The 12,652-nt window shown below is 27.3% G+C and carries 12 protein-coding genes and 3 pseudogenes; 14 read left to right on the forward strand and 1 reads right to left on the reverse strand.

Features of this window, described 5'->3' with window-relative positions; genetic code table 11:
- The 14 genes and pseudogenes from CBI42_RS09985 to CBI42_RS10050 form a co-directional block, all read left to right on the forward strand.
- Window positions 1-270, forward strand: a 270-nt coding sequence (locus CBI42_RS09985) for a DUF5962 family protein (RefSeq protein ID WP_094753903.1), incomplete at its 5' end; no start/stop codon positions are given.
- Window positions 271-283: 13 nt separating this feature from the next.
- Window positions 284-580 carry a DUF5966 family protein gene (locus CBI42_RS09990; protein ID WP_048789096.1) on the forward strand — a complete coding sequence of 99 codons (297 nt, stop codon included), beginning with the start codon at window positions 284-286 and terminating at the stop codon, window positions 578-580.
- Between the two features lie 391 nt (window positions 581-971).
- A pseudogene (locus tag CBI42_RS09995) lies at window positions 972-1,487 on the forward strand (ABC transporter transmembrane domain-containing protein); the annotation flags it as partial.
- Window positions 1,488-1,723: 236 nt separating this feature from the next.
- Window positions 1,724-1,801: pseudogene (locus tag CBI42_RS13315) on the forward strand (transposase); the annotation flags it as partial.
- Between the two features lie 1,081 nt (window positions 1,802-2,882).
- Window positions 2,883-3,020 carry a hypothetical protein gene (locus CBI42_RS12825; protein WP_176752507.1) on the forward strand — a complete coding sequence of 46 codons (138 nt, stop codon included), beginning with the start codon at window positions 2,883-2,885 and terminating at the stop codon, window positions 3,018-3,020.
- Between the two features lie 48 nt (window positions 3,021-3,068).
- Window positions 3,069-3,356: a hypothetical protein gene (locus tag CBI42_RS10010; protein ID WP_094753905.1), complete on the forward strand. Its 288-nt coding sequence runs from the start codon at window positions 3,069-3,071 to the stop codon at window positions 3,354-3,356.
- Window positions 3,337-3,810 (forward strand): NAD(P)H-dependent oxidoreductase, encoded by a 474-nt coding sequence (locus CBI42_RS10015; RefSeq protein ID WP_094753906.1) that lies wholly within the window; start codon window positions 3,337-3,339, stop codon window positions 3,808-3,810. The genes CBI42_RS10010 and CBI42_RS10015 overlap by 20 nt, the downstream gene beginning before the upstream one ends.
- A gap of 2 nt (window positions 3,811-3,812) precedes the next feature.
- Complete coding sequence (locus CBI42_RS10020) at window positions 3,813-5,018, forward strand: CocE/NonD family hydrolase (protein WP_094753907.1); 1,206 nt, start codon at window positions 3,813-3,815, stop codon at window positions 5,016-5,018.
- Complete coding sequence (locus CBI42_RS10025; protein WP_094753908.1) at window positions 4,999-6,225, forward strand: YcaO-like family protein; 1,227 nt, start codon at window positions 4,999-5,001, stop codon at window positions 6,223-6,225. Before CBI42_RS10020 ends, CBI42_RS10025 begins: the two co-directional genes overlap by 20 nt.
- 7 nt (window positions 6,226-6,232) lie before the next feature.
- On the forward strand, window positions 6,233-6,757 hold the full coding sequence (locus CBI42_RS10030; protein ID WP_094753909.1) for a methyltransferase domain-containing protein: 525 nt from the start codon (window positions 6,233-6,235) through the stop codon (window positions 6,755-6,757).
- On the forward strand, window positions 6,757-7,950 hold the full coding sequence (locus CBI42_RS10035; RefSeq protein WP_094753910.1) for an MFS transporter: 1,194 nt from the start codon (window positions 6,757-6,759) through the stop codon (window positions 7,948-7,950). Before CBI42_RS10030 ends, CBI42_RS10035 begins: the two co-directional genes overlap by 1 nt.
- Before the next feature lie 34 nt (window positions 7,951-7,984).
- Window positions 7,985-8,803 (forward strand): hypothetical protein, encoded by an 819-nt coding sequence (locus CBI42_RS10040; protein WP_094753911.1) that lies wholly within the window; start codon window positions 7,985-7,987, stop codon window positions 8,801-8,803.
- Between the two features lies 1 nt (window position 8,804).
- Window positions 8,805-11,303 (forward strand): hypothetical protein, encoded by a 2,499-nt coding sequence (locus tag CBI42_RS10045; protein WP_094753912.1) that lies wholly within the window; start codon window positions 8,805-8,807, stop codon window positions 11,301-11,303.
- Window positions 11,304-11,328: 25 nt separating this feature from the next.
- Window positions 11,329-11,886: a DUF1697 domain-containing protein gene (locus CBI42_RS10050; protein ID WP_094753913.1), complete on the forward strand. Its 558-nt coding sequence runs from the start codon at window positions 11,329-11,331 to the stop codon at window positions 11,884-11,886.
- 191 nt (window positions 11,887-12,077) lie between these two features.
- Here the strand turns inward: CBI42_RS10050 and CBI42_RS13510 are convergent.
- Window positions 12,078-12,493: pseudogene (locus tag CBI42_RS13510) on the reverse strand (IS5/IS1182 family transposase); the annotation flags it as partial.
- Between the last annotated feature and the right edge of the window lie 159 nt (window positions 12,494-12,652).

Consider the following 12,652-nt stretch of genomic DNA (forward strand, 5'->3'; position numbering starts at 1 on the left):
TATTATCAATTAGAAGAGGCCTTAGTACAGGGATTTCAAACACCTGAAGAATACCAAGCCTACAAGGAGCTAAAGGAACATTATGAGGAAATTACTGGGGATTACAGTTTTTCTAAACGAGAACTCACTAGTCAATTGGAAATCTCTCTTCAGAATCATCTAGGTGTGGAGTTTGAAGAACATGAAAAAGAGGAGTATTTGGACTTAGTTCAAAAATTAGAAGAGTTTGATTCCTCTCTTGCCACCCATTATCGTCAATTGATTGACTAGAAAGGAGAAAGTCATGAATGATTTACTCCTTATCCCAGTAATTTTTTTAGCAGTTGGAGGAATTCTCATTCTTTTATGGAGACTCTTTCTTATTGCCAGTGGACTTTTCCTGATTGGTTTTGTCAGTTTTCTTATTTTCGTGGAGGTTTATGGAATTTATTTGTTCTTTACTGAACCTACTTTATATTTTGATGATATCAGACAATATGGTTTAACTAGTTTTACGGCTGTGTACCTTTTCATCAATCTGATGTTGGTTCTAGGATTTAGTTGGCGCTTCATTAACTCCATAAATAAGCATAAAATGTGAACTTTTTAGATAGTTAAAAGACTTTATTCAAAGGTAAGTTTGAATAAAGTCTTTTTGTTGATGTGCTTATAATCCCGTCTTAGTACTTAGTGTGAGAAACAAAAAGAGATGAATTAAAATTAAAGTGTACAGAATGCTTTAGAGTTTCTATTTTTCTTATAATATATAGTAATTTCGGTACAAATTAACTTGTATATTTTATCTAGTTTAGTGTGATATATTCATTGTTAAATAAAAATATGAGTTCTCCTCTTATTCTAAAAAATAATTATTTTATAATTTTTTTATATTTAGTGTAAATTATTCATTGCGTCCCAAATGCGGGAAGTTTGTTTCTGATTTTCATATTTGGATTATAATATTCTCATCAGAGTTACTTAAGGAGTAAGATATGAACCAGATTATGAAACAATATAAATTTCTATATTTCTTGATTATTTTATTAAGCTTGACAAGTGCTGTTTTAATGACATTCTTCTCTCTTCAATTAGGAAGAATACTTGATAGTATAACTAATTCAAATAGTGGATTACTCTTTCATATCACTATTTGTGTAAGTTTAATTTTACTGTGGTTCTTTATCTCTTGTTCTTATTCCTATCTTAAAAATCAATATGTAAAAAAAGTTATTATAGATCTAAAAAAGGGTCTCTTATTACATTATTTATCGCGTGAATTTAACCAAATTGACAACCGTAACCATTCAGATTTCTTAAATAATATCACCAAAAATAGTGACCTTATTCAAGAAAATTTATTGATTCCTAGAATCTCTCTAATTGCAAATTTAGGGACCCTTATCATGAGTGTGGTTGCCATTATCTATATAGAATGGCGATTAGCATTAGTCTTTCTTTTATTGTCGAGTATAACGATTTTTCTATCTCAAATTCCTGTAAAAATTATTGAACATGAAATAGCTTCATTACATGCCAATGAAATACTAGATGATAAGAGAATCCCGTGGATGTTGTAATTTTTGTACTCTAATGTTATATATTGAGGTAGTTTCTTTTTCAATATCTTTCTTTGCTAAAAGAACTTTGTAAGACCCTTTACATCCATTTAAGTAAAAAGAGATATCACTTTGAACTGCACCCCAAAAGTTAGATTTTTCTGTCTAACTTTTGGGGTGCTTTTATTATAAAATTAACTTATGAAGATAAAGTTCAAATATATGAATTGAGAAAGCAAGGAGAGAGCTTTAAGCACTTTTCGAATTAATTTGGTGTGAATTTTGCTAAAAATCATCAAAAAAACACCCCATGGTATGAACCATGAAGTGTTTCGAAACGTTGATATAATCGTGTTGATTAACGTTTTGAGAATCGTGATGCTTTACGAGCTTTCTTAAGACCTAGTTTGGAAAGTACGGGGTTCAGTTGGACAAAAAACAGCGTAATATCAAGGCTTTTCAGAACGATATTTACTGATTGATTTCATAAAATTTGAATCAATATTCTTAAATAGGGGAATAGTTTAGTTTTGTTAGTTTTAAAATAATACAGCTACAAAGCTTATTATATCAGATTTTCTAAGTTTTAGAAAAAAATAGAGATTAAACTCCCGCTTGGGTGGGAAGGAACTAACCTTTCCATCCTCATAAAAACAGATTATCGAGTTCTGAATGATATTAGAAAGACCTAAAACACTTCAGGTCAAAAATATTCACACCAAATTAATTCGAAAAGTGCTTAAAGGTTGCTCCTTACTTTTTAAGTCCAAATCTTTGAGTTTTATCTTCATAAGTTAATTTCATTATAAAACACCCCAAAAGTTAGATCTTTTCCGTCTAACTTTTGGGGTGCAGTTCAAGCTCTACTAGAGTATTTACACATAATTATTGACAGTATATGAAAAAATTGACAATATCATTTTTGTTGACAGAAACTTCATAATTAAGGATTATCTCTGTGTAGTTTAACCTTTCATTTACAGAAAACACTTTACCTAATTTTACTTCAAATACATACCCAAACTTAGATAATGCCTCTCTTAAAATAGGTGTCCAAACGTCTATGATATAATTATTCATGGTTCTTCTTACTCTCTTTCATCCTATCATTTTTTATTTGATTTTACTATTTAGATTGACTCTTTGTCAACTTTTAGTTGGGAATTAAGTTAACTGTCCATAATTATGCTATGAGCAATATAATTGACAATTTTTGGAATCTCAAATAAAATGAAAGTGGTTTCAACTGAAACTGTTTTGTAGTGGAAAGGCAACAAATAATTTAATAAAACAATTCAGTGCTTATTGATAACATTTTAAATTTAATCTAAGAATTGAGGTACTAATATGTCTGAAAAGAAATTACCAACTATTGAAGAATTATTAACTGAACAATCAGAATCAAAAACAACTTCAAATATTTTATTGAGTTGCCACCATTCACTTGTACACAATGCCTTTGAATGGGTAGAAGAAGATAAATAATTTTTTAAATTTGTTTGCCTTTTCACTATATTTTGAGGTGAGGAAAATATGATTATATTGTCAACACAGAATCTATTTTTTATTTTGAAAATTGATCAAAATAAATCCACATATTGTTTACACTGTTTTGAACAGTTACTGAGCTCAGAGTATTCTAATATAGAATATTTAAGTCCTGAATTTGATAAATATGATTACTTAAAACGAAATTTTATATCTAAAATAAAAAAGAATCAATATGGAATTTACGATGAATCAAAAAAAACTTTTGAAGTTTTAAATATCTATAAGGTTCCAGGCTGTTTAGGAAAAAAACATGAAAATATTAGTTATTAATTGCTCAGGAAGAGCGGAGAATAATACAAAATTTATTTATTATAATATTTTAAAAAAATTAGAAATATCTGAAAAACTAGAATTTGATATTATTTCGCTTTATGATATATACGAGAAGTTGCCAGATTATTTAACAATCTTTGGTAGATATAAATGTATTTTATGGCTAACTCCTGAATATAATCGTAGTTATTCTTCAAATGTAAAGTATTTTATTGAAAATTTAGGAGTCGAAAATTTTTATGGGAAGATCAATGGGATTATTTCTACCTCAATTGGGCCGTCTTCAAGATGCGGTTTGAATGAGTTCGCAAACCTCTTATTTTCAATGGATACTCTTGTGATACCTCCTGGGATTGAATATAATTATTTGCTTGAAATTGATGAAAATACTATAAATAGAATTAAAGTGTTATTGAAAAATCTAAAGTTTTTTTATTTGAAACTGTTATAATTATGGATAAAATTTTTATTGTTGGGCTACAAACATTTATTTTTAAAGGGAATGATACTTGTTTTATCGTTCGCACTCCTTATGATGCATCAAAATATATTAATTGGGCCGAAAAATTAAATAGTGATTATGGATATAGTGTTCTATTACAGGATGTCAGAGGAAGATATGGTTCATTTGGTGAATGGGTTCCATATGAAAATGAAAAAAAGGACTCAGTTAGGTTGCTAAGATATCTACGTTCCCAGAATTTTTCAAATATCGTTATAATAGGTTCCTCTTATGAAGCATATTGTGCACGCATTCTAGCGTTTGAGACACAAAATTCGATTCCTACAAAGCTATTAATTCGGGTAGGTGTCCGAAACCAAGTGGAAGCAGTTTTTAATGATGGAGTTTTTAGATTGGGAGATTTTGTATGGTGGAAAAATATTCATGGTACAGGTAAAAAAAGTAGTCCAATCATTGTAACTAGTCGAATTATAAAAGAAATTGAAACAAGAGTTGCACCACCAAAAATAAAAGACCTTGATGTGGTTTTCCCCAAAGTCCCTGTAATAATTATTGCTGGGTGGAAAGATGGTTATTGTAAATATGCTTTTGATGATTATAAACAATGGTTACATGTTCAAAAACAATTAATCGTTACTCCTTTAGATCATGACTTAAAAAATATTGGTAGATATTTTAATGAGGTAGAATGGTATAAAGGGCTACAAATAAAAAAAGGTTTTAGCAAAATATATTTTCAGAATGTCAAGGATGAAGTGTATGAAAGCTTTTTTCTAGATAATGACAAACAATTTGAAAAATTGAATTTTTCTTCTTGTATTGGAAATAACACAACCAATATTAATAATGGTTCAAAAGTCTTAGGAATCTTTTTAGATAATAATTTTATTAATCTTGAAATTAAAGATTTTCAATATCTAAATAGCTTAAAATTATTTTACAAAACGATTGACGAGGATATTTTTGGTGAAATTTTTTATCTTAATAAAGATAATGAATCGATACTTTTATCAGAATTTATATTAAATAAAGGTTCAAACTCAACAGAGTTTCCTCCTATAAGTATTAAAAAAATAAACCAATCAATTTTACTCAAAATTATTTTTAGTAACAATATGTTTCCTAGGTATCCTAAAAAAGAAAAATTAGTTCATCTACAATTAGAAGGAGTATTATATGGTGGAAAACATTGTTAACTCAGCACTTTACAACAAGTATACAGGAATTATTAAAAAAATAGAATTGATTAAAGTTGATAATTTTAAAGAATTTAAACTCGTTAGATCTAAAGTGACTGATAGGAACAAGTATGATAAAAAGTATCTTTTTGATGGTGTTGGAACTGGTTGTTCAATTGATTTTAATACAGCTTTATATTCAAGCATGGGGGAAGCGATTGAAAGATATTGCGCAAACATTGTTCCCGAAAATCTTAAATTAGCGTCAGAAGAAGAGCTTGCTTTAGAAAATTTACCATTTTATGAACTTAATAAGTTTATTACATATTCTGATGAACTATTAGAACAGGAAGGTTTCCCTTTTAAAAAAGCTACTCGTGTAGATAAAATGTATTGGAAGGATTCTTTTAATTATTTGACAGGTGAGGATTGTTATGTACCGGCTTCACTTGTTTATGTTAATTTTACTGATCACAGATTTAATTTTCCAAATTTGTCTGGAATAGCAAGTGGAATTAATGTAGATAAAGCTGTTCAAAGTGCATTAATGGAAGTGATTGAAAGAGATGCTTCTATCAAATGGTGGTACTTTGATAGTAAAGAACGACTTATTAAAAAGGAAATTGATGGAGATTATACATTTTTATCCTACCAAATCGATGCTATTGTACCAACTGTTGCTACATTTATCTATGATAATATTAGAAAACTTGTTGCTGTAGGTTTTTCTACAAAGTTTGATATAGAAGATGCTATGGTAAAAGCAAAAGCGGAAGCAGTTCAACTACATTACAATATGCTAAATTTAATTGATGGAAATATAAGTGATAATGATCCTGTAAAAGCATATTTAAAATCTGATAATATGAATAGATATTATATGGATGATTTCAGAACAGATAAAATGGATATGTTTGACTTAATTCACAATTTACAATATTATCTGGATCCACGAGCGTTCGATTTACTTAAATATAGATTGACTGAGATTGTGGAAGAGCCAATTTTTGAAGGAATTTACACTGATTTGAACTCGTTAATTAATTATTTTAAAATTAAGAATCAAAAAGTTATCGTTTCAGTTGTGACATCAAATGACATAAAAGAAATAGGATGGGAAGCTGTTAGAGTTCTAGTTCCCGGTTTTTTTATAAATGCACCAACTGCATATTTACCGATAGATTTTAAAAAGATAGCAGGTAGATTACCCTTACCACATAGTTAATGAAACGATGAAAAAATACAAAGAATATGAAAAAGAAATATTAAGTTTAGTTGATGAATTAAATTTTAAGCAGCGCAATCTATATGTAGATGCAAAAAATATACTTATTTTAGGTTTTGATTCTGAGATTTCAAATTTAAGAGTAACAAAAAGTAACGTTGTTATTATAGATATTAATCCGAAAAAAATTAATCTCAACAATGTAAAATTTATAAATAATGATTTAAATTCAAGCTTCCCTAATTTATCTATTGAATTTGATTTAGTTGTAGCAAATTTTATTATGGAGTATATTCAAGAGAAGAAAATATTTCTAAAAAATATAATTGAAAATTTATCTAAAAATGGAACGCTTGTTATTGGACTGTGGTTTCATAATAGAATATTAACCCAAGATTTAGAAAATAAGTTTAGAATATTTTTCAATAAAGTTGGATTTAAAATTATTAATATAGAAGTCCTTATGAGAGATGTAAATGACCCCATTTTTATACCTAAAGTATTATTTATCACTTTAGAAAGAGAGCAATAATGAAAAAAAATATAATTAATTCGTTCTATCTATCCGCAAATCTAATAACTTTTACTCACACAGTCTTCAGAGTGTTACTTATTTTGTACTTTTCTAATGAATTCAGAAAAACTTTGGAAATTGGTTACATAATGTTGGCGGATACTTTGCCATTTTTGATTCTGGGGCCTTTAATTGCTACGATTGTTAATAAATTTAATCGAAAAAAAATAATTAGCCTAACTCTTTTTATAGATATTTTGGTAGATATTTTAACTCTTTTTATGATTATAGAAGAAAAATATAGTTTTCTAGTAATACTTTTGATTCTTGCTGTAAATAACTTCAATACTTCGTTATACAGCGTATCAGAATCATCTTATTTTCCATTAATTGTACCTTCAGAGAAACTAAGTAAGTATAATTCTTCTCTTTATTTCATGAGTAGTTTAGCATACATTCTTTCTCCAAATATTTCATATTTTATAGTCAACAAAAGAATAATAATATCTATTCTATATATTGTATTATCTATTACTTTGCTTACATTAATTAATTCATTGATAATTGATGAGGTAATAGTTACTTCTAATGAAACCAAAAGTAAGACATCTTTAGTGAGTTCGTTTACCTATACTCTAAAAAATCCTACATTAACAATTGCTTTAATTGTCTTGATAATAGGAAATATTTTTGATGCACCTTTGGATACAGTTATACTTACAAAATATGCTTCTGAAAATAGTATTGAAAAAGTTGGAATAATAATGTCAATGAGCGGAATAGGTTCATTATTATCTTCTGTTTTGATAGGATTTGCTTCAAAGAATAATAAAATATTTACAATTTTAATGAGAATCTCTTCTGTCGGTCTATCAATAAGTGGTTTGTTACTTTTGTTGGTAGATAATTATTTTATTTTCATTCTTATTTTTTTATTGATATATCTTTCAATGGGTATTAGAACTATCTATATAATTACATTAAGACAAATTGAAACACCAAAGGAAATTTTAGGTAGTGTAAATACTTTTTTCAAATATGTTGCTTTCGGTATTTCTCCAATCTCTATTTGGTTTTTCAGTCAACTTTCTAAATACTTTTCAAATGGAAATTTATTAAGATTTATAGGGATTGGTTTTTTAGTCGCTGGATTGGTCTCATTTATTTCACTTAGTCCAAATGGGAAATTAGCATTAAAAGAAAAATCATAATGTATTTATAAAATGAAATCTAGAAAGGTTTGATATGAGTAAATATGGAATAATGTTACCTATCTCATTAAATGGATATCATTCAGATGTTGAATTACTAACAGACATAGAGAATAATAAAATTGATAGTATTTGGGTTAGAGACTTACCTGTTGCCCAATTTTTGGATAGAGATGAAGGTAGTTGCTTGGATCCATTTCTTTTTGTGAATGAACTTTCTTCAACTTTTGATAAAAAATTTATTTTAGGGATAGCTGTAATAAATACTTCATTTAGAACACCAGAAAATACTATTAGGGAAATTCTATCTACGCTAGAATTAAAAGAAAAATCTAAATTTATTTTCGGAATAGGTGACGGAGCAAAAAATGCAGTATTTGAATTACTTGGTATAAATTATGATGAAAAGAGAATATTATTTGAGAAATGGCTTGATAGGTATGTGGCATATTATCAGAATCAAGTATCAGGTTTATCAAGTGTAGAAAGCAGAACTTATATAAAGTGGTTTAAAGATATAAAAATTCCGAAATTGACAGTTTCTACTAGAAATATGGACTTACTTCAAAAATATGCAGACATTATTGAGAGAAATATAATTTGGTACAGTCAGCCAACTATAATTTCTGATATCAAAACTAGTTTTCCCGATATTGAATTGAACATGTTTCTTCGAATTAAGCTAGTCTCAAAAAATAATACATTAAAATTTGATGATAAAAGTAGAACCATTGTTGTGTCTCCTGATAAATTAAGACGACTTTCTGAAGAATATTCAACACTCGGTGTGGAAAGATTGATTCTGTCATTAGAGAATCCAAAGGTGTCAAGTAGTTTACTTAATAGGTTATAAAATGGAAAATTATTTATTGGAATATATAATTGATCGTAAAACAAATACTAAATTTGAAGGGTTAGATAAATTATCTTCTAAATTATTTTATGATTTCAGTTTAGATTTTATTGATAGATTGAAAGACAATGAATCAAATAGAATATCAACTATCAATCTAATTAATGAAAAATTAAGAGTTGAATATATTAGTAATTACTATGATATAAATAAAAAATTAAAAAAAAATAAGTTGATAGATATAAATAAACTTGGTTTGAATAATTCAGCTGAGTTAAAAGAATTGATCAATGCTTATAATTTTTACATTTCTGAAAAACAATTTCTAAAAGAAAGTTACCAAGCACTGTTTAAAGAACAAGTACAAATAATGAATGATGAGTTCAGAAAATCTGAAACATTTGAAACCTTGAATAGTTTATTACCATTAATAAGCACTAATCTTGAAAATGATTTAAATAATTTTCTTATTCATAGACGCAATGATAAGAAAACTAGACAATTTTATGAAACAATGCTAAAAATATTTGTCAGAGGAGTAACTAAAACTACTCCATTTAGTTTATATGCTTCTACTGCACTGATTAAGAATAACCACGTTGTTGAACATAAAGAGAATATTTTAAAAGTTGAAATTAATTTTGTTATTTTAAAGATGGTTTTTGACACTATTCTGAAAAATAAATTGTTCAGAAAACAAGTGAGCTACAGAGTTTCGTTTTTGAATATAGGAGAAGATTCTACAAGTATTATTCTACAAAACACTAGTTTGAGTGCTGACAGAATAATTAATAACGTAGATACTTTCAAAACATTTAGAAATAATTTTTTTTATGAAAAAATTTTAAAACATTTAGATAAAAAGAGTTTTAATTTTTTAGATTTCTTTGATGAAATTCAATCAATTTGTAAATGTTCTGGAATTGAATTAACTTTAGAAGAAGTAGAGAGTTTATTTGATTCTTTTGTAAATAGTGGTTTAATATTCTCTGACTTAATATTGGATGAAAGTAAAAAGGATATATTTGAGGAGTTTTACAATCAACTTGATTATTTTGACGATAAAACTGGTATCTTACAAGAAATTAAAAATATAGTAAAAAAAATTGAAAAAATAGTTCAAAAATTTAGTGATTCTGACTATAAAAAAAGATTTTATTATCTAAAAGAAATGAAGTCTTATTTGGTTCAAATAGAAGATATTTTAGATATTAAAATTAATAATAACACTTTAATATATGAGGATATGTTGTATTACGATTATACTCCTAGGTGTAGTAATCTAGATGTAAAGTCGCTATTGCTTTTACAAAATTATTTAATAATATTTGATTGGATGTTAGATGCTAGAATCCTTTTCGCTCAAGAATTTGTTAAAAAGTTTTCTACAGAGGAAATTAGAGGAGATAATATTGAAATTTATAAATTATTTGGACAAGTTATTGAGGAGTTGCCTTTAAATGAATCAAACAGTCAGGATTTAAATGTAATAAGGGAAGCTCGTAAAACTTTTTTCAAAAAAATAAAAGAAATTATTAAATCTGGATTAGATGAGGTAGATATTAGAGATTTCATTCAAACCGAGTTGAAGTCTTTCGGTGATATTACATCGAAATTTGCTAATTCATCAACATTTTTTTTACAAGAGGGTCAAGATGAAGTAGTAATCAATAAAATTTACAGAGGCTACTTAACAAGATTTACTAGATATTTTAAATATTATAATATTGATAAGACCCTTTTAGTAAAATATCTAAAGAATTCAATAAAGACTAATTTGGTAGAAATTCGTGAGAGCTTTGGCAGTAACTTAGGTGTGCATGAATCAATCTTAAGTTCAAGGCTTTTGCTAGATACTACAGAAAGACTGGATATTAATGAAAAAGATACCATTATAAAAACTGAAGATTTAACATTTAAATATAGTAATAAAACAGAAATGGTTGATATATTTTATAGAGGAGAGGCAATTTTTCCATTATACATGAGTTCAGTTGCAAATGAACTATTGCCAATTCAACTTCAATTTTTTAATTCATATCAAACCTCTGCGATATTTGATTTGAATCTCATTAATATTTATAAGATAGATGAAATTGTTGATGAAACACGACGAATGGTTCAGTGTACAATACCAAAAATAAAGTGTGGTAACGTAGTTCTCGTACGAAAATCATATATAATAAAGAATGTGTTTAATTTGTTGGTTCCCCTTGAGGAGTTATATTTAGAAATATTAAAGAAATTTGAAGAAGAGGGACTTCCGAAACGTTTCTTTGTAAAAAAAATATTGAAAAACTACTATCAAGTAAATCGGAATGAACGAAGTAAAGTAAAATCGTTTTACATTGACCTTGCTTCAATTGATCTCGTTAAAATATTTATTAAGTACTTTAAAAATAATGATAATTTACTATTGGAGGAAGTTTTTCCCCTGTTTGACAATCAATACTCACATGAGATTCAAATTGAAAATACTCTATATTTCCCAAAAGTTTAATATTTCAATTTCAAAGGAGAAGTAAATGCAATATGTCTTGTTATTAAGAGGAATTAATTTAGGTAAACAGAATAAAGTTAGTATGATAGTATTAAAAAAACAGTTGATAGATTTAGGATTTCTAGATGTGGTAAGCTATCTTAATACTGGAAATATTTTATTTAAGACTGACAAAGGTGTTCAAGAAATAGTAGATTTGATTTCAGAATTATTCCGAACATCATATTCATTTAATATTCCTTTTGTAGTGATTTCTTCCAATGAAATTATGCAGGATTTTAAGAAATTACCTAATTGGTGGTGGAATAACAATTCTTATCGTAGGGATGCACTCTTTTATTTAAGAGAAACAAATCGAGAAATAATAACAGAAATAATTGAAAATCAGTGGGATACGAATGATTTGAAATTTTTTATTGGTGAAACAGCTCTTTTTGTGATTTCTAATTCTAAGGAAGAATATCAGTCATCATTACATTCTAAAAAAATTATGAAAAGTCCATTTAATAAGATTGTGACACTAAGGAATAACAATACTTTTAACAATGTTATTAAATTATTAATTGACAAATCGAATTGTTAAGATACTATCAATAATTATGTGTAAACACTCAAAAAGAGGCATTTAAGCCTCTTTTACTCTCCTTCAAACACTCTGTCACTGTCCATTTACTGTCCAATATAATGTAATATTATTAAATATCGTTAATTTTTTTGAACTCTAAAGCCTTTAAAATCAAGATTTCTAATGATATCAAGACCTAAAGAATCTTAAATTAAGTCTTGTGTCTTCGTGGTGTGTCTCTTTTTTCCTGAATAATTTTACTTTGGTTTCTTTTAGGACGTTGAAATAGGACTTTCTATGACATCAATAGCTATAGTGACACTTGCTGCTTTTAAGTTGTCTAAGGCAAATAGACCTGAAGAACGAAGAGTATCTTCTACCAATATTATCGTTCGGTGACTGTCGCTAATCCAAGACCAAAATCAAAAGCTAGGAGACGTAGAGTTGGTCAATAGAATAAATAACGCAAGTTTAGCATCAACTGTTTTTATAGACTTAGCGTTTTTGGACGTCCTCCTTTATAGTGTTTGGTTTTATAAGCTTTATTTAGACAGGATATCTTCGTTGGGAAGGTGTCCTTTTTTACACTAATAAATAATTTAAAGTTCTCAGAAGTTAGTTGCATGATCTTTTGTAAATAGTTTTCTTAACTATAGTATAGCATAGTACAGTATGCATTTTATTTTTTTCCAATAAGTCTATTATACTTCAAAGACAGCTAGTTTTATTTTTTTCTCTGAACTGTACGATTTTGCGCCTGAAATGTAGGAATTACCTTTCGTTG

The organism is Streptococcus sp. KR, from assembly GCF_002238115.1.
Taxonomy (GTDB): domain Bacteria; phylum Bacillota; class Bacilli; order Lactobacillales; family Streptococcaceae; genus Streptococcus.

Coding starts and splice junctions, on each gene's coding strand:
- CBI42_RS10020 (WP_094753907.1), top strand. CDS start 3,813: ATGGATAAAATTTTTATTGTTGGGCTACAAACATTTATTTTTAAAGGG.
- CBI42_RS12825 (WP_176752507.1), top strand. CDS start 2,883: ATGTCTGAAAAGAAATTACCAACTATTGAAGAATTATTAACTGAACAA.
- CBI42_RS10010 (WP_094753905.1), top strand. CDS start 3,069: ATGATTATATTGTCAACACAGAATCTATTTTTTATTTTGAAAATTGAT.
- CBI42_RS10035 (WP_094753910.1), top strand. CDS start 6,757: ATGAAAAAAAATATAATTAATTCGTTCTATCTATCCGCAAATCTAATA.
- CBI42_RS10045 (WP_094753912.1), top strand. CDS start 8,805: ATGGAAAATTATTTATTGGAATATATAATTGATCGTAAAACAAATACT.
- CBI42_RS10050 (WP_094753913.1), top strand. CDS start 11,329: ATGCAATATGTCTTGTTATTAAGAGGAATTAATTTAGGTAAACAGAAT.
- CBI42_RS10015 (WP_094753906.1), top strand. CDS start 3,337: ATGAAAATATTAGTTATTAATTGCTCAGGAAGAGCGGAGAATAATACA.
- CBI42_RS10025 (WP_094753908.1), top strand. CDS start 4,999: ATGGTGGAAAACATTGTTAACTCAGCACTTTACAACAAGTATACAGGA.
- CBI42_RS10040 (WP_094753911.1), top strand. CDS start 7,985: ATGAGTAAATATGGAATAATGTTACCTATCTCATTAAATGGATATCAT.
- CBI42_RS10030 (WP_094753909.1), top strand. CDS start 6,233: ATGAAAAAATACAAAGAATATGAAAAAGAAATATTAAGTTTAGTTGAT.
- CBI42_RS09990 (WP_048789096.1), top strand. CDS start 284: ATGAATGATTTACTCCTTATCCCAGTAATTTTTTTAGCAGTTGGAGGA.